This window comes from Pseudodesulfovibrio indicus (assembly GCF_001563225.1).
Lineage (GTDB): Bacteria > Desulfobacterota > Desulfovibrionia > Desulfovibrionales > Desulfovibrionaceae > Pseudodesulfovibrio > Pseudodesulfovibrio indicus.
Genome location: NZ_CP014206.1, coordinates 919,752 through 936,056, shown reverse-complemented (window position 1 = coordinate 936,056; position 16,305 = coordinate 919,752). Strand labels below are relative to the sequence as shown.

The window sequence follows — 16,305 nt, the reverse complement described above, 5'->3', positions numbered from 1 at the left end:
TTGGAAAAGGGAGGGATGGGGGTCCGGGGGAAGGGAGGGAAAAACCTTTCTCAAAAGGTTTTTCCCTCCCTTCCCCCGGCCGCCGGAGGCATTCATCTAAACGTCGATTTCCACGCCGATGGGGCAGTGGTCGGAGCCGAGGACGTCGGGTTCGATCCAGGCGCGGGTGACGCGGTCCTTGAGTTCTTCGGACACGAAGAAGTAGTCGATGCGCCAACCCGCGTTGTTCTTGCGGGCGTTGAAGCGGTAGGACCACCAGGAGTAGTGGTGGGGGCCGTCTTCGAAGAGCCGGAAGGTGTCGACGTAGCCGTGTTCGATGAATTTGTCGATCCAGGCACGCTCGACGGGCAGGAACCCGGACCGTTCGGCATTGGCCTTGGGGTTCTTGAGGTCGATTTCCCGGTGGGCGGTGTTGAAGTCGCCGCCGACCACGATGGGCTTGGTCTTGCGCAGGGTTTCGGCGTGGTCCAGGAAGCAGTCGTAGAACCCCATCTTGAAGTCCAGGCGCTCGTCGGACATCTGGCCGTTGGGGAAATAGATGTTGAAGAGGTGGAAGTCCGGGTATTCGAGGTGCAGCACGCGGCCCTCGTCGCGGAACCGGACGTCGGGCAGGCCGGTGGAGACCGAGAGCGGCTCGGGGTTGGCGAAGCAGGCCACGCCGGAGTAGCCTTTCTTTTTCTTGGACCAGTTCCAGTAGTGGTTGGAGAAGGAGTCCGGCTCGCGGTCCTCGGGGTCGAGCTGGTCCGGCTCGGCCTTGGTCTCCTGGAGCATGACCACGTCGCCGCCGCAGCCGTCGAGCCAGTCGCGGAAGTCCTTCTTGAGCACGGCGCGGTAGCCGTTGACGTTCCATGAGTAGATGATCATCGCGCCTCCTGGAAAAGGGAGGGGGAACCGGCGCGGGCCGATTCCCCCTTCATGCCGCATGCGCGGCGAAGATTAGTGCTCGTTCGGGGAGCTGATCTTGATCATCACCAGCGCGCTGATGGTCAGGGCCAGACCGAGGAAAAACCAGAAATAACCCATCATAGTCGCATCCTCCACGTATGTAAGCGATTGTTGCTTTTGCTCTTAGCAGAAAGTTTCGGGCTTGAAAAGCACGGCGGCCCGGAGAAATCCCCCGGGCCGCGTGGTTGCTTGCGGTGGATTCGGCTACGGCTCGATGGTGGAGCCGAGCACCTTGAGGAAGGCGCGCATCCATTCGGGATGGGCGGGCCAGGCCGGGGCGGTGACGATGTTGCCGTCCGTGCAGGCGTTGGAGGCCGTGGCGTTGACTTCGCACCAGGCGGCTCCCGCGCCGTCGATGTCCGGCTTGACCGCCGGGTAGGCGGTGCAGGTCTTGCCCTTGATAACGTCGGCGGCGGTCAGCAGCTGCGGGCCGTGGCAGATGGCCGCGATGGGCTTGTTGGCCTTGGCGAAATGCTGCACGCACTTGATGACGTCCGGGTTGAGGCGCAGGTATTCCGGGGCGCGCCCGCCGGGAATGACCAGGGCGTCGTAGTCCTCGGCCTTGATCTCCTCGAAGGTGGTGGTGATGCCGAAATTGTGGCCCGGTTTCTCGGAGTAGGTCTGGTGCCCCTCGAAATCGTGCACGGCGGTGGCCACGGTCTCGCCCGCCTTCTTGCCGGGGCAGACCGTGTGGACCTCATGGCCGACCATGACGAGCATCTGAAAGGGAACCATGGCTTCGTAGTCTTCCACGAAGTCGCCGACCAACATCAGTATTTTCTTGGCTGCCATTATATCCTCCTAGGCGTAATGGTATGATTTTCGATCATATCCGGGCGCGCGATTTTGTCAACACGGTTGGGTGACAATTCCTCTCCCCTTGCGGTCCGCGAAGTCCTGCCGTAGAACCGGCCCATGAACCGATACGACGTCATCATCCTGGGAGCCGGGGCATCCGGCCTGTGGTGCGCCATGACCGCCGCGGGCCGTGGGCTGCGGGTGGCCGTGGTCGATCACGGGGCCAAGACCGCGCGCAAGGTCCGCATCTCCGGCGGCGGGCGGTGCAATTTCACCAACCTGAACGCCGGGCCGGCCCACTACGTCTGCGCCAATCCGCATTTCGTGAAGTCCGCCCTGGCGCGGTTCTCCCCCTGGGACGTGGTCGGGTTCCTGGGCGAGAACGGGATCACCTATGAGGAGCGCGACCACGGCCAGCTCTTCACCCTGGAAGGGGCCGGGCGCGTGGCGGGCGCATTGCAGGAGCGGTCCACCCGCGCGGGCGCGGAGCTGTTCCTGGGGCGGTCCGTCAGCGGCGTGTCTGGCAAAGGCCCGTTCCACGTGCGGACCACCAGGGGCGAGCTGACCGGGGACAAGCTGGTCCTGGCCCTGGGCGGCCCGTCCTGGCCCCAGGCCGGTGCTTCGGACTTCGGCTTTCAGCTGGCCCGGCAATACGGGCTGAAGCTCGTCCCGGCGCGGCCCGGGCTCGTGCCGCTGGTCTTTCCCCGCAACCGCCAGCCCATGTGCGCCGAGATGGCGGGCAACGCCCTGCCCGCCACCGTGGAGACGGGCGGCGCGCGCTTCACCGATCCCCTGCTCTTCACCCACCGGGGCATCTCCGGCCCGGCTGTGCTCCAGGCGTCCAACTACTGGCGCGAAGGCCAGCCCGTGGTCATCGACTACCTGCCCGGGACGTCGTTGGAGGATTTTTTGGCCGAAAACCGCGCGTCCAACGCCCAGCTGCGCAACCTGCTGTCGCCGCCCATCCTGCCCAGCGGCTGCCCCCCTGCTCCTGGACCCGCACCTGGCCGAAACCCAGGTCAGCCAGCTCTCCAAACAACAGATCGAAACCGCCTGCGAGCGCATCCACCGCTTCACCATAACCCCGTCCTCCACCGAGGGCCTCGACAAGGCCGAAGTCTGCCTCGGCGGCGTGGACACGGACCACGTCTCCTCCAAAACCATGGAAACCCGCGACGTACCGGGGTTGTATGTGATCGGAGAAACCCTCGACGTCACCGGCCATCTGGGCGGCTTCAATCTACATTGGGCGTTCGCCTCGGGCCAGGCTTGCGGGGTGGCCTTGTAGCGGCGAATTCGGATAGCGGAAGAATCGTTTTTTCCCGGGCACGAATCACGTTGCCCGCTGTGGTTGTAGAACAGAAGAAAGGCCCTGATTGACATTGTGTCGATCAGGGCCTTTTCACATGCTAGTTGGGCGGATAAAAAGATAAGGATTGAGTCTATCTAGGGTATACTCTAGATGGATTGTGCTTTGCCGGGATAGCGAGAATGACTCAACGTCCTGAAGAGCAAAACAGCCTTTAGTGGGAAATGATATCCGTCGAGTGTGAAAAGGTTGTTGGAGCGGATGGGGTAAATCATGTAGGCGTCTGGCTTTTATATCCTTCATGAGTTATCGTCAGCCCTATGAGCAATAAAACATCATTCTTCACGATACCCACCTCATGCAACATAGCATTTTTATTCTCAATTTTTTACGTAGTTATTCACTTTTTTTTGGCTTCATGCGTGGATTCATATCCACCATACGGTCAATTGCTAGATGAAGTTCTTTTGTCGCTAACTATGAGCATAATTGCAGCCTATTTTTTTTATTATGCAACAATCATAATGCCTCAAAATCAAAAACGACAAGAGCAAATAGCATATGCAAAACTACATCTCGAAGCATTTATTAAAAACAAACTTGAGTTTGAGAAGGTGTCAGGGGCAAGTATAAGATCACGTGATGGAAAGATTAACTTGTATGATCACAATACAGTATATTCAAAAACGGAATATACAATATTAAGAACAGCATCACCAAACAAAACAAGATGCTCGCAAAAAACATTTGAAGAATATATTAAGTTGTATGCACCTGATGCAGAATTCTCCATCAGAGCAATAAGAAGGGCTTTTCCAAATGACATAGATGATTTTGGAAAGGAATTAGATAGAGCAGAGAGAGTGTGTAATGAAATTATCAATAAATCACCTGAACCAAGCCCTTATTTGATTTTTATGAAAGCACTTGACGATCTTGTTGTCGCGTTTGAAAACAAATATGGGAAGATTCAAACAAGCTAAACAGATGCCCCACCATCTAAACTTTCTGCATAATGGGACACATCTGGGGAAGATTGGGTACGTTCAACATCTCTGGGAAGTTTTCCAAATTTTCACTATTAACTCGTAATAACGGTCACTTTCCTCCATAGAATCACCCGTTGTGGCTGTTCGCATTACGAGTATCCCACCTTCTCACCCGCCGCGCTGAGAATATTAACGAATTTGCAGTGTGTTTGTGGCGGAGAGTTCATCACTCTCAAAGCCTATTTCTGGGAAGTGAGTAGGGCAGGGGTGAAGCATCTGCCCTCTTGAAACTTGCTACATAACTTGCTACATAATTGCCCAGCAGTTGCTACAGCCACTCACTGAATAACAGACTGTCGGGCGCATTTCAGGATCTGCATAACTAGCTGAAATCAGAGTCGAAAACCAGGATGATTCTGGAAAGCGTGTGCAGGGGAAACTCTGCCGGAGGTTCAAATCCTCTCCTCTCCGCCGCCACTCCGCCTGCCCCCACCCTCCCCCAAAAAACGACCCGCGATTTGCGCAAGGAAAACGCCGCACCATGAATCGTTCATGGTACGGCGTTACTCGTTTTTCTTGCGCAAATCGCCAACCGGCACGGCGGCAGGAGGCGTTCGCACTGCCCTCGCCGGAGGCGACGTGGGGGTCCAGGGGGCTTTGCTCCCTGGCGGGTGCAGGGCAGCGCCCTGCCCGTCGGAGACGCCTCTGCGGCGAGCAGCCGCCGGAGGCCTCCCCCAAACTCCTACTTGTTGGCCTTCTCCCAAAAATCGGGCCACAGCTCCAAGAGCTTCCGCATGGCCTTGCCTCGGTGGGAGCGCTTGTTTTTGACTTCGGGGTCCAGTTCGGCGACGTGCAGGCCCAGTTCGGGGTCGAGGACGATGACGTCGTAGCCGAAGCCGCCCTTGCCCTTGTAGCCGTGGCCGACCACGATGTCGTAGGCGCCGTCCGCGCTGATCTCCGCGCCGTTGGGGGCGGAGGCGGCCATGACGCAGCGGTAGCGGCCCGTGCGTTTTTCGTCGGGCACGCCGTGCAGCTCGGCGAGCATCTTTTCGTTGTTGTCGTGGTCGTCGTGCTGCTCGCCCGCATAACGTGCGGAATAGACGCCGGGGCGGCCGTCGAGGGCGTCCACCTCGATGCCGGAGTCGTCGGCAACGGCCACCAGGCCGGTCAGCTTGGCCACGGTGCGGGCCTTGATGAAGGCGTTGTCCAGAAAGGTCTCGCCGGTCTCGGGGATGTCGCCTATCTCCGGGAACTCGCCCAGGCTCTTGACCGTGACCCCGAAGGGCTCCAGCATGACGGAGAGTTCGCGAATCTTGCCCTTGTTGTTGGTCGCCAGAACGATGGTGTCCATAAATCCCCCTGCGGTGGTTTGCGTCAGGGGGCGAACCTAACCGGACTCGCCGGATTCTTCAACCGCCAAAATGGGCGGCAGGAACAGGGTCACCTTGGTCCCGACCCCCTCCATGGAGACCAGGTCCACGCGACCGCCCAGCTCGCCCACGATCTTGTGTATCTGGGCCAGCCCCAGCCCCGCGCCCTTGTCCTTGGTGGAGAAGAACGGGCTGAAAATCTTGTCGCGGATGTCGAGGGGGATGCCCACGCCGGTGTCCTCCACCGCGAGCATGGCCAGGTCGTGGTTCATGGCCGTGGTCACGAACAGCTTGCCGCCGTCGGGCATGGCCTCCAGCCCGTTCTTGATCAGGTTGATGAGGCACTGCTTGATCAGGTCCGGGTTGGCGTGCACCCGGGCCATGGACTCGTCCAGGGTGACGTGGGCCTCGACCTTCTGGTTGGAGCACGGCAGCCGCATGACGTCCATGGTGGCCGTGACCACCTCGTTCAGGTCCACCTCGGCCACCTGCGCCTCGGTGGGCCGGGTGAAGTTCATCAGGCTGCGCAGGACCTCGTCCAGCCGCCGGGACTCGTCCAGGATGATGGCCAGCTTTTCGCGCGCCTTCTCGTCCACGCCCTTGCTGCGCATGAGCGAGTTGGCGAACCCGCTGATGGAGAAGAGCGGATTGCGGATCTCGTGGGCCATGTAGGTGGACAGCTCGCCGATGGAGGCCAGCTTCTCGGCCTGTTGCAGCCGGTTCTCCATGCTCCGGCGCTGGGTGATGTCGCGGCGGATGGCCACCACGTGGTTTATCGCGCCGTCCTCGTCCGCCACCGGGTTGGTATAGACCCGGAAATACTGCACCCGCCCGTCGCGGTCCACCAGGCTGGTGGTCGCCTCGGCCGGGGCGTGGGTCCGCATGGTCTTCTCGAAGGGGTCGTCCCATTCCTCGCACTCCCCTTCGGGGGCGTGGGTGAAGACGTCGCAGTAGGGCAGCCCCATGAGCGCCTTCTTGGGCAGCCCGGTGCGTTCCAGCACGGTCTGGTTCATGCCCATGACCCGCCCCTTTTCGTCCAGGAACAGAATCTCCTGCTCCATCTGGTCGATGATGGTCTTGAGCATGTTCTGGGTGTGCAGCAGGTCGAGCTTGCAGGCCACCCAGATCTGGTTGGAGGCCAGCAGGTTGATGAAGAAGTTGGCCGCCCCGCGCTCCACCAGGGTGATGGCCGGCGGCAGGTAGTTGCGCAATTCGTGGACCAGCCCAGGACGGCCCGTGGCCTCGATGACCATGTTGATCTCGGGGTGGTTTTCCAGCATTTTCTTGTAGCCCGCATAGGTGGGGATGACCTGGCCGGAATCGTCGGCGCCGGGCAGCACGGTCTCGCCCGGCAGGGCGGCGGCCACCACGCCGATCTCCTTCAGAAGCTCGTCGTTGGTCTGGTCCCGGAACATCTGCCAGAAGGTCAGCAGGGCCGGTATGTCGCCGATGACGCCGATGACGTACCGCTTGTCCTGAATGTATGAACCTTCGATCATTTGACCTCCTCGCCGTCCTGTGATCATGTGCTCCGCCCGCTGGACTTTGCACGTGTTCAAGATTACCCCATTCGAAAGACCATATCAAAGGAAATGACATGTCGGAATTATCGGCCACTGCCGTTAGGACATACACCGTCAGCCTGGGCTGTCCCAAGAACCGCGTGGACACGGAGCGGCTGCTCGGCGCGCTGGGATCGCACATGGTCCCGGTGGACGAATTCGACGACGCCGACCTGATCCTGATCAACACCTGCGGCTTCATCCAGCCCGCCACCGAGGAGTCCGTGGCCACCATCCTGGACGCCGTGCGCGACGCCGCCGAGCTGCTCGAAACCACCGGGCGCAAGCCGCTGGTCTGCGTGGCTGGGTGCCTGGTCTCCCGCTACGGCCAGGACCTCAAGGACGACCTGCCCGAGGTGGACCTGTGGCTGAACACCGAGGAGATCGAGCTGTGGCCCGCCATGGCCGCGCGCGCCCTGGCCCTGAACCTGCCCGGCGACACCCCGCGCAACCTCTCCACCGGCCCGGCCTACGCCTATCTCAAGGTCTCGGAAGGGTGCTCGCACAACTGCCGGTTCTGCACCATCCCGTCCATCCGGGGGCCGCACAAGAGCTGGCCCGTGCCGTTCCTGCTGGACGAGGCCCGGCTGCTCTCCTCCCAGGTCCCGGAGATCATCGTGGTCGGCCAGGACTCCACGGCCTACGGCTCGGACCTCGGCTCCGGTCACGACCTGCCCGCCCTGCTCAAGGGGCTGGCCGCCATCCCGACCATAGAATGGCTGCGGATCATGTATCTCTACCCAGCCGGGCTGACCGAGTCCCTGCTCGGCCTGCTGCGCGACACCGGCAAGCCGTTCCTGCCCTATTTCGACATCCCGCTGCAACACGCCCACCCGGACGTGCTCGCGTCCATGGGGCGGCCTTTTGCCCGCAACCCGGAAAAGGTCATCGACCGGGTCCGCTCCTTTTTCCCGGAGGCCGCCCTGCGCACCACCTTCATCGTGGGCTACCCCGGCGAGACCGAGGCGCACTTCCAGGCGCTCATGGACTTTGTCAAACGCACCCGGTTCCACCACCTGGGCGTGTTCCCCTACTGGGCCGAGGACGGCACCCCTGCCGCGGCCATGGACGACCAGGTCCCGGACGAGGTCAAGATCGCCCGCCGCGACGCGCTCATGGCGTTGCAGGCCGAGATCAGCGGCGAGATCATGGCCGGGTATGTGGGGGAGACCGTGCCGGTGCTCATCGAGAAGGAGTCCGAGGAGTGGCCCGGCCTGTATGTGGGGCGGGCGTGGTTCCAGGCCCCGGAGGTGGATGGGGTTACGTATGTGGGCTCGCCGCCGGATGCGCCCCTTGAGTTGGGGAGTATTGTGGAGGTGGAGATTGAGAAGGCGGGGGTGTATGATTTGTCGGGGTTGGTGTGATTGATTTTTTTGGGTTGAAAAGTGTGCGTGAGGCCGCCCTTTGGGGCGGCCTTTCTTTTTTTGGGGTGAAGAGGGAGAGGTGGAGGGAAGAGAAGAGAAAGAAAGAGCCGTCGCTGGCGCTCCTCCATGTTTTTTTGGAGCCCTCCCGGCGGGGTTCTTTCTTTTTCCAAAGCAAAAAAGAAAGAACCAAAGAAAAATGCTTTGGGGGGTAGCCCACCGCCCGAGTTTGGCCGCTGAGAATCCGATCCGCTCGGGGCGGCTCCATCTGATCAAAAGTAAAGTCCGTGCCTCCACGGAAACGCACCTTTTATGAAGTACCGAGGGGCCACGTGAACGGAGCCGCCGCCCCTTCGCGGTCGGCTTCTAGGCGTCCAGAACAGGGCTCACTGCGTGCTGCTTGACGGTACGAAGGCCGAAGGAAGAGGGGCCTTCGAACGGGACTTCGGGGTAGGAAAGCCACTGTTTGAGGCTGCGCCTCAAAGGTGTTCCATGGGAGGGCTGTTGGGCAGGGGTTGGGTGATGAGAGCCGCTGTTGGGGCTGCGCCCCAAGGCGCTCCAGGGGTGCTAAGGGCGAAGGTTTGGGGGTGACGGCTGTTTGAGGCTGCGCCTCAAAGGCGCGAGAGGGCATGGTTTGGAGTTGATTTGCCCTTCCGCATTTGACCTCTTTTGCCGTCCCTCTCATGCGCGGAAATCATTACCGCGCTTCTCCCTCTTCCTCCATCCCTCCCACGCTCGGACAATCCCGGCCCGAAGAGCGGTCATTCGGAAACCGGGGCCTAGAGCCTGTTTCAAGCGCCGAAGCACAGCCCGACTGAGTCTGCCTCGGCAGACATGCCGTCAGGGCAGCGGGAGGCGCTTACAGGCTCTTGGCCACTGTTTCCGCGCAGCCGCACCGCAAGCGCACTTTTTGCTTACTTTTTGGGGCGCAAGCCAAAAAGTAAGGCGCTGTAAGAGCGCAAAACGACTCATCGCGACAGGGGTACATCAGACGCGGATGCGCGGACAAACCTCACGCGCTCCTCCCTCTTCCGCCATCCCTCCCACGCTCGGACGGTCCCGGCCCGAAGAGCGGTCATTCGGAAACCGGGGCCTAGAGCCTGTTTCAAGCGCCGAAGCACAGCCCGACTGAGTCTGCCTCGGCAGACATGCCGTCAGGGCAGCGAAAGGCGCTTACAGGCTCTTGGCCACTGTTTCCGCGCCGCCGCACCGCAGCGCACTTTTTGCTTACTTTTTGGGGCGCCAGCCAAAAAGTAAGGCGCTGTAAAAGCGCAAAACGGTCTCCCACAACAGGAAAAACCCCAGACGCGGACGCGCGGCCCAAACCCACCGCGCTCCTCCCTCTTCAGCCATCCCTCCCACGCTCGGACAATCCCGGCCCGAAGAGCGGTCATTCGGAAACCGGGGCCTAGAGCCTGTTTCAAGCGCCGAAGCACAGCCCGACTGAGTCTGCCCCGGCAGACATGCCGTCAGGGCAGCGGGAGGCGCTTACAGGCTCTTGGCCACTGTTTTCGCGCCGCCGCACCGCGAGCGCACTTTTTGCTTACTTTTTGGGGCGCAAGCCAAAAAGTAAGGCGCTGTAAAAGCGCAAAACGACTCATCGCGACAGGGGTACATCAGACGCGGATGCGCGGACAAACCTCACGCGCTCCTCCCTCTTCCGCCATCCCTCCCACGCTCGGACGGGCCCGGCCCGGAGAGCGGTCATTCGGAAACCGGGGCCTAGAGCCTGTTTCAAGCGCCGAAGCGCAGCCCGACTGAGTCTGCCTCGGCAGACATGCCGTCAGGGCAGCGAAAGGCGCTTACAGGCTCTTGGCCACTGTTTTCGCGCCGCCGCACCGCAAGCGCACTTTTTGCTTACTTTTTGGGGCGCAAGCCAAAAAGTAAGGCGCTGTAAAAGCGCAAAACGGTCTCCCGCGACAGGCAAAACCCCAGACGCGGACGCGCGGAAGCCACCACCGCGCATCTCCCTCTTCCCCCTTCCATCCCCAAAAGAAAAAGGGCCGGGAAGCATCCGCTTCCGGCCCTTTGGCGTCTTCAAAAAACCGCCCGTTAGGGCTTCACAACCTCAACCCCCCCCATGTAGGGGCGCAACACCTCGGGAATGACCAGGGAGCCGTCGGCCTGCTGGTAATTCTCCAGCACGGCCACCAGGCAGCGGCCCACGGCCAGGCCGGAGCCGTTCAGGGTGTGGACGAACGGCTTCTTCTTGGAGTCCTTGGCCTGGAACCGGATGTTGGCGCGCCGAGCCTGGAAATCCTCGCAGTTGGAGCAGGAGGAAATCTCGCGGTACTTGCCCTGGCCGGGCAGCCAGACCTCGATGTCGTAGGTCTTGGCCGCGCTGAAGCCTATGTCGCCGCTGCACAGGACAATGGTCCGGTAGTGCAGGCCGAGCAGCTCCAGGATGCGCTCGGCCGAGCGGGTCATGTCCTCCAGGGCCTCGTAGGAGTGGTCCGGGTGGGCGAAGTTGACCATCTCCACCTTGTAGAACTGGTGCTGGCGGATCAGCCCCTTGGTGTCCTTGCCGTAGGAACCGGCCTCGGAGCGGAAGCACGGGGTCTGGGCGCAGAACTTGATGGGCAGCTTCTCCTCCGGGATGACCTCGTCGGCGTAGACGTTGGTCAGCGGCACCTCGGCCGTGGGGATGAGGAACAAGTCACGCTCGTCGGTGAGCTTGAACAGGTCTTCCTCGAACTTGGGCAGCTGGCCCGTGCCGGTCATGGCCTTGCGGTTGACGATGAACGGGGGCAGGACCTCGGTATAGCCGTGGCTGCCGGTCTGGGTGTCCAGCATGAACTGCGCCAGGGCGCGTTCCAGCCGCGCGCACCAGCCGAAGCTGATGGAAAACCGCGCGCCCGCCAGCTTGGCCGCGCACTCGAAGTCCAGGCCGCCGAGCGCGGTCCCGATCTCCCAGTGCTCCTTGGGCTCGAAATCCAGCACCGGCTTCTCGCCCCAGTAGCGCAGGACCGGGTTGTCCTCCTCGCCCTTGCCGTAGGGCACGGACTCGCTGGGGATGTTGGGCACGGTCATCATCCACTCGTGCTCGGCCTTCTCGACCTCGACCAACTCCTTGTCGAGCTCCTTGGTCCGCTCGGCCACCTTGCCCATCTTTTCGAGCAGGTCCGAGGCGTCCTCGCCAGCCTTCTTGCGCTTGGCGATCTCCGGGCCGACCGCGTTCTTCTCGGCCTTCAGGGCTTCAACCTCGCCGATGAGGGCCTTGCGCCGCTCGTCCAGGTCGGTGAACTCCCGCACGTCTATCTTGGAATTGCGTTTTTCGAGGCTTTTCCGGACAAGCTCCGGGTCCTTCTGCATCAATTTGAGATCAAGCATGGTAACGATATCTCCTCGTTGGCTTCGATACCGGGTGTATCCTAGGCAACGGCTTCTTTCAAGGCGGCCAGGACCTGCTCCCTGTCCATCTCGGTGGTGTCGATGACGACCGCGTCCGCTGCAGGCTTGAGCGGCGCCACGGCCCGGTTGCGGTCCTGGTGGTCGCGCGCCGCGATCTGGGCTTCCAGTTCCTTGAGGTCGGCGGGCTTGCCCATCGCCTCAAGCTGCAGGAACCGCCGGTGGGCGCGCTCCTCGACCGATGCGTCCAGGAAGAACTTGTGCGGCGCGTCGGGAAAGATCACGGTGCCCATATCGCGGCCCTCGGCCACCAGGGAAAACTTCTCGCCCAGCCGCTGCTGGGCCTTCTTCAGAAAGGTGCGGACCACGGGCAGGGTGGCCACGTTGGACGCCCACATACCGACCTGCTCGGTGCGGATCTCGTCCCCGATGGGCACGCCGTTCAGGGCCAGGACCGACTCCTCGCCCACGCCCGAAAGCGCGTACTCCACGCCGGAGAGCGCCTTCTCGATGTCCGCTTCCGGCCATTCCCAGGCCCCCTGGCCCAGCTTCCAGGCCACGGAGCGGAACATGGCCCCGGTGTCCAGGTACGGGATGGCGAGGAACCGCGCCAGCCGCTTGGCCATGGTGGACTTGCCCACCCCGGCCGGGCCGTCGATGGTCACGATCAGCCGTTTACCCATTGAGGATCTCCCTCAGGGTGTCGAGGAAAATCCGGTTCTCCGCGTCCGTGCCCACGTTGACGCGGATGCAGCTGCCCAGACCGAAGCTGGCCAGCGGGCGGACGATGATGCCCTTCTCGAGCAGCGCCTTGAACACGCTTTGGGCGGGCTTGGGCGGCTCGAACATGACGAAGTTGGACTGGCTCGGCCAGACCTTGCAGCCGAGTTTGGGCAGCTCGGTCAGGAACAGCTCCCGGCCGCGCATGACCACGCTCAAGGTCTCGTTGAAGAAGACCTCGTCCTCCAGGGCGGCCAGGCCGGCCTCCTCGGCCAGCAGATTGACCGTGAACGGGATGCGCGCGTTCTTCAGCAGCGCGGCGAGCTTGGGAGGCAGGATGCCGTAGCCCAGCCGCAGCCCGGCCAGCCCGTAGGCCTTGGAAAAGGTGCGCAGGCAGACCAGGTTCTCGAACTTGTCGAAGGCCTGCACCGGCGAATAGGACTCCGGCGGCCAGGCGAACTCGATGTACGCCTCGTCGACCACCAGCAAACAGTCCTTGGGCAGCACGCCCGCCAGCACGCTCAGGTCCTCGACCCCGGCGGCCAGTCCCGAGGGGTTGTCCGGGCTGGTGACGATGACCATGGCGGTGTTCTCGTCCGCGGCCTCGGCCATGGCGTCCAGCGGCAGCTCCAGCTCCGGCCCGCGCGGGACTTCGCGGTACTCCAGCCCGCACAGCTTGGCGCACATGCGGTACATGGCGAAGCTGTGCTCGTAGCAGACCACGTTGGATTTGCCGGGGATGCCCTTCATCCGAAACAGCATGTCGATGATCTCGTCCGACCCGTTGCCCACCAGCACGCAATCCTCGGGCACGCCCGCGTTGGCGGCGATGGCCTTGACCAGCATGGGCGAATGGTTCTCCGGATAGCGGAAGGCACGCGCCGCGTTGCGCTCGATGGCCTTTTGCACCAGAGGGGAAGCCCCCAGCGGGTTCTCGTTGCTGGCCAGCTTGATGACCGTGGTCAAACCATACTGGCGCTGGATCTGCTCGATGGTCAGGCCCGGCACATACGGGGCGAAGTCCAGTATCTCCGGACGGACGCTGATCTCTCTCATACGCTTTCTCTCACTCGATAAAATAAAAGGAACGGCCGAGACCGTTCCTTTATATGCTTTGGGCTTTCCAGTAAAGGAAACTAACTCGGACGGACCGTCAGCACGGGCACCTTGGAGCTCTTGACCACCTTCTCGGCCACGGAGCCGAACAGGATACGGTCGATGCCCTTGCGGCCGTGGGTGCCCATGACGATCATGTCGCAACCCTCGGCCTCGCAGATGGCCAGGATCTCCTCGGCCGGATAGCCGGTGACGACCTTACCATCCACATTGAGATCGTTGAAGTTTTCCTTCACAAAGGCGCTCATGGTGTCTTCCGCGCCGGTGACGATCTCGCCCACGAAGCTCTCGATGGAGCTGGGCGGCACGTGGAAGCCCACGTACTGGCTCAGCGACGGAGCCACGTAGAGCACCGTCACCTTGGCAGCGGAGCACTTGGCCATCATGTTGGCGTAGTCGGCGACCATGGGACTGTAGTCCGAAAAATCAACCGCGCACAGAATCTTCTTGATGTCAGCCATGGATTCTCCTCCTTGCTGTATTGTCGAACCCCCGAAAAACGGTCGGGGAATTGGTTCTCACCGTACACTACATATGCCTTGCCGGCCCCCAATAGACAACTCTTTTCTTCTCCATTACAGTTTACGGCAGGCCGGGCGGCGCGTCCTGGGACGCGGCAGAATTTTCCGCCCTCTTGTGACAAAAGAATAAGCATTTACAAACGGTTGTCAATGTACGACCTTTGGCAAGGTCTTTGCATTTTCTCTACCAAACCACAGGATAGGAGTAGAATCATGAAGATCCGTCCTGATCAGATCGAGGGCGTTCAGCCGGAACAATCGCAGCGCAAAGGCGCGGCGAAGCAGACCGACCAGGCCTTCGGGGATCTTCTCAATCAGGAAGTGGCGCGGGGAGAATCGGCTGCGAGTCCGCAGTACGTAGCGCCGCCTCAGATCGTGAATCCCCTGATCGCCGCCGGAGCGGTTGCCCAGGTCCAGCCCGCCGCCGACACCGGTGAGCAGGTTGCCGGGCAGGTGGAATCCATCCTCGACAAGTGGGACAGCTACGCCGCCACCCTCGCCGACCCCCAGGCCGGACTCAAGTCCGCTTACGGAACCCTCGACGAGATCGCGGGCGAGGTCGCCGCCATCAAGGCGGAACAACCCGACCTCGGCTCCACCCACCCCGGACTCCAGTCCATCGTCGAAGAACTGGAAACCCTGACCGCTGCCGAACAGTTCAAGTTCAACCGGGGCGACTACGTCTAACCGACCCCGCCCCGAACGCCCCCATTTCCCCGGCCCGGATCGCACCCCCGATCCGGGCCGCCGGTTTTTGAAGCCTCCGGCGGCCAGGGGGAAACCCTTTGCAAAGGGTTCCCCCCTGGACCCCCCTCCCAAACTCTTTAGCGCCCCCTTCGGCGGGGTCCGCCAACCACATTCCCCCTTGGAGCACCTTTGGGGCGCAGCCCCAAACAGCGGCTTTCACACCCCGCCAACCCGTCCGAAGGCCCTCTTCTGGAACGTCTTTGAGGCAAAGCCTCAAACAGCGGCTCTCCTACCCCGAAGTCCCGCCCAAAGGCCCTCTTCCTTCGGCCTTCGTACCGTCAGGCAGCAGGGAGCGAGCCTTGTTCTGGACGCCTAGAAGCCGACCGCGAAGGGGCGGCGGCTCCGCTCCCGTGGCCCGGAGGTATTCCATAACAGGTGCGTTCCCGTGGACTCCGGCACTCTACTTTTGATCGGATGGAGCAGCCACGAGCGGATCGGATTCTCAGCGGCCAAACTCGGGCGGGGATGCCCCCCCCGGGGCGATTCTTTGGTTCTTTCTTTCGCCCTGGGAAGAAAGAACCCCGCCGGGAGGGCTGCAAAAAACCTGGAGGAGCGCCAGCGACGGCTCTCCTCTCCTCTTCTCTCCATGGACAAAAAAAGCCCCGGAAGTCTTCCTCCCGGGGCCTTTACAGCGCTCAAAAATATACCCGCCTACTCACCCAAGTAAGCCTTCCGAATATCCGGATTCGCCAGCAGCTTCTTTGCGTCATCCTCCATGACCACGTTCCCGGTCTCCAGCACGTACCCCCTGGAAGCCGCCTGCAAGGCCAGATTCGCATTCTGCTCGACCAGCACCACGGTCACGCCCTGCTCGTTGATCATCTTCACGATGTCGAAGATCTGCTTCACCAGCAGCGGGGCCAACCCCATGGACGGCTCGTCCAGGAGCAGCACCTTGGGCCGGCTCATGAGCGCGCGGGCCATGGCCAGCATCTGCTGCTCGCCGCCGGACAGGGTGCCGCCCAGCTGCTTGCGCCGCTCGCGCAGCTTGGGGAACAGGTCGAACACCCGCTCCACGTCGTCCTTCACGCCCCCGGCATCGGTGCGGAAGAACGCCCCCATGTCGAGGTTTTCGAGCACGGTCAACCGGGGAAAGATGCGGCGGCCCTCCGGCACCTGGCACAACCCCATGGTCGGCAGGATGTCCGAGTTCACGTTGTTGATGCGCTCGCCCCGGTACAGGATGTCGCCCTGCACCGCCTTGACGATGTTGCAGATGGTCATCAGCGTGGTGGACTTGCCCGCGCCGTTGGCGCCGATGATGGACACGATCTCGCCGTCGTAGACCTTCAGCGAAATGCCCTTCAACGCCTGGATGCGGCCATAGGCCGAAACCACGTTCCTCATCTCCAGAATAGGTGTCTTCTCTGCCATGTATTCGTGCCTCCGGCGGCCGGGGGAAGGGGAGAGGGAAACCCTTTGGAAAGGGTTTCCCTCTCCCCTTCCCCCGGACCCCCATCTCCTCTCCCTTCCCAAACTTTTTGGGTGCGCTTCGCGCAAGGGGCGGGGTGGTTGTCGG

General features: G+C 61.8%; 13 protein-coding genes and 1 pseudogene. 5 read left to right on the top strand and 9 right to left on the bottom strand.

Annotated features, from left to right (window positions below; genetic code table 11):
* Positions 1-96 precede the first annotated feature (96 nt).
* Together AWY79_RS04315 and AWY79_RS04310 are read right to left on the bottom strand one after the other, a co-directional pair.
* On the bottom strand, positions 97-864 hold the full coding sequence (locus tag AWY79_RS04315) for an exodeoxyribonuclease III (protein ID WP_066800781.1): 768 nt from the start codon (positions 862-864) through the stop codon (positions 97-99).
* A gap of 285 nt (positions 865-1,149) precedes the next feature.
* A complete protein-coding gene (locus AWY79_RS04310; RefSeq protein ID WP_066800778.1) occupies positions 1,150-1,737 on the bottom strand; it encodes a DJ-1/PfpI family protein in 588 nt (195 codons plus the stop codon).
* Positions 1,738-1,860: 123 nt separating this feature from the next.
* On the opposite strand from AWY79_RS04310, the pseudogene AWY79_RS18145 reads away from it, so the two are divergent.
* From AWY79_RS18145 to AWY79_RS18645, 3 genes and pseudogenes are all read left to right on the top strand, one after another.
* Positions 1,861-2,640, top strand: a pseudogene (locus AWY79_RS18145) (aminoacetone oxidase family FAD-binding enzyme); the annotation flags it as partial.
* A gap of 235 nt (positions 2,641-2,875) precedes the next feature.
* Complete coding sequence (locus AWY79_RS19605) at positions 2,876-3,031, top strand: NAD(P)/FAD-dependent oxidoreductase (protein WP_418055042.1); 156 nt, start codon at positions 2,876-2,878, stop codon at positions 3,029-3,031.
* A gap of 341 nt (positions 3,032-3,372) precedes the next feature.
* On the top strand, positions 3,373-4,035 hold the full coding sequence (locus AWY79_RS18645; RefSeq protein ID WP_158509856.1) for a hypothetical protein: 663 nt from the start codon (positions 3,373-3,375) through the stop codon (positions 4,033-4,035).
* A 748-nt stretch (positions 4,036-4,783) separates the two neighbouring features.
* Here the strand turns inward: AWY79_RS18645 and rdgB are convergent.
* Positions 4,784-5,392 (bottom strand): RdgB/HAM1 family non-canonical purine NTP pyrophosphatase, encoded by a 609-nt coding sequence (rdgB, locus tag AWY79_RS04300; protein WP_066800768.1) that lies wholly within the window; start codon positions 5,390-5,392, stop codon positions 4,784-4,786.
* Positions 5,393-5,428: 36 nt separating this feature from the next.
* Positions 5,429-6,910 (bottom strand): two-component system sensor histidine kinase NtrB, encoded by a 1,482-nt coding sequence (locus AWY79_RS04295; protein WP_066800766.1) that lies wholly within the window; start codon positions 6,908-6,910, stop codon positions 5,429-5,431.
* A gap of 98 nt (positions 6,911-7,008) precedes the next feature.
* Between AWY79_RS04295 and rimO the strand changes: the two genes are divergently transcribed.
* Positions 7,009-8,337, top strand: coding sequence for a 30S ribosomal protein S12 methylthiotransferase RimO (rimO, locus tag AWY79_RS04290; protein ID WP_066800764.1), 1,329 nt, complete (start codon positions 7,009-7,011; stop codon positions 8,335-8,337).
* Between the two features lie 2,049 nt (positions 8,338-10,386).
* Here the strand turns inward: rimO and serS are convergent.
* The 4 genes from serS to AWY79_RS04270 form a co-directional block, all read right to left on the bottom strand.
* Entirely contained in the window at positions 10,387-11,664 is a 1,278-nt protein-coding gene (gene serS, locus AWY79_RS04285; RefSeq protein WP_066800762.1) for a serine--tRNA ligase, read from the bottom strand.
* 41 nt (positions 11,665-11,705) lie between these two features.
* Complete coding sequence (gene cmk, locus AWY79_RS04280; protein WP_066800760.1) at positions 11,706-12,365, bottom strand: (d)CMP kinase; 660 nt, start codon at positions 12,363-12,365, stop codon at positions 11,706-11,708.
* Complete coding sequence (gene hisC / locus AWY79_RS04275; RefSeq protein WP_066800758.1) at positions 12,358-13,458, bottom strand: histidinol-phosphate transaminase; 1,101 nt, start codon at positions 13,456-13,458, stop codon at positions 12,358-12,360. Before hisC ends, cmk begins: the two co-directional genes overlap by 8 nt.
* Positions 13,459-13,538: 80 nt before the next feature.
* Positions 13,539-13,979 (bottom strand): universal stress protein, encoded by a 441-nt coding sequence (locus tag AWY79_RS04270; RefSeq protein ID WP_066800755.1) that lies wholly within the window; start codon positions 13,977-13,979, stop codon positions 13,539-13,541.
* 273 nt (positions 13,980-14,252) lie between these two features.
* Here AWY79_RS04270 and AWY79_RS04265 point away from each other — a divergent pair, with 273 nt between their 5' ends.
* Positions 14,253-14,726 (top strand): hypothetical protein, encoded by a 474-nt coding sequence (locus tag AWY79_RS04265; protein WP_066800751.1) that lies wholly within the window; start codon positions 14,253-14,255, stop codon positions 14,724-14,726.
* A 711-nt stretch (positions 14,727-15,437) separates the two neighbouring features.
* Here AWY79_RS04265 and AWY79_RS04260 read toward each other — a convergent pair.
* Entirely contained in the window at positions 15,438-16,160 is a 723-nt protein-coding gene (locus tag AWY79_RS04260) for an ABC transporter ATP-binding protein (RefSeq protein ID WP_066800748.1), read from the bottom strand.
* Positions 16,161-16,305 lie beyond the last annotated feature (145 nt).

What these genes read in the sequence shown, in the direction of transcription:
- hisC (WP_066800758.1), bottom strand. Translation starts at nt 13,458, where the DNA reads ATGAGAGAGATCAGCGTCCGTCCGGAGATACTGGACTTCGCCCCGTAT.
- cmk (WP_066800760.1), bottom strand. Translation starts at nt 12,365, where the DNA reads ATGGGTAAACGGCTGATCGTGACCATCGACGGCCCGGCCGGGGTGGGC.
- AWY79_RS04265 (WP_066800751.1), top strand. Translation starts at nt 14,253, where the DNA reads ATGAAGATCCGTCCTGATCAGATCGAGGGCGTTCAGCCGGAACAATCG.
- rimO (WP_066800764.1), top strand. Translation starts at nt 7,009, where the DNA reads ATGTCGGAATTATCGGCCACTGCCGTTAGGACATACACCGTCAGCCTG.
- serS (WP_066800762.1), bottom strand. Translation starts at nt 11,664, where the DNA reads ATGCTTGATCTCAAATTGATGCAGAAGGACCCGGAGCTTGTCCGGAAA.
- AWY79_RS18645 (WP_158509856.1), top strand. Translation starts at nt 3,373, where the DNA reads ATGAGCAATAAAACATCATTCTTCACGATACCCACCTCATGCAACATA.
- AWY79_RS04260 (WP_066800748.1), bottom strand. Translation starts at nt 16,160, where the DNA reads ATGGCAGAGAAGACACCTATTCTGGAGATGAGGAACGTGGTTTCGGCC.
- AWY79_RS04310 (WP_066800778.1), bottom strand. Translation starts at nt 1,737, where the DNA reads ATGGCAGCCAAGAAAATACTGATGTTGGTCGGCGACTTCGTGGAAGAC.
- AWY79_RS04270 (WP_066800755.1), bottom strand. Translation starts at nt 13,979, where the DNA reads ATGGCTGACATCAAGAAGATTCTGTGCGCGGTTGATTTTTCGGACTAC.
- AWY79_RS04315 (WP_066800781.1), bottom strand. Translation starts at nt 864, where the DNA reads ATGATCATCTACTCATGGAACGTCAACGGCTACCGCGCCGTGCTCAAG.
- AWY79_RS04295 (WP_066800766.1), bottom strand. Translation starts at nt 6,910, where the DNA reads ATGATCGAAGGTTCATACATTCAGGACAAGCGGTACGTCATCGGCGTC.
- rdgB (WP_066800768.1), bottom strand. Translation starts at nt 5,392, where the DNA reads ATGGACACCATCGTTCTGGCGACCAACAACAAGGGCAAGATTCGCGAA.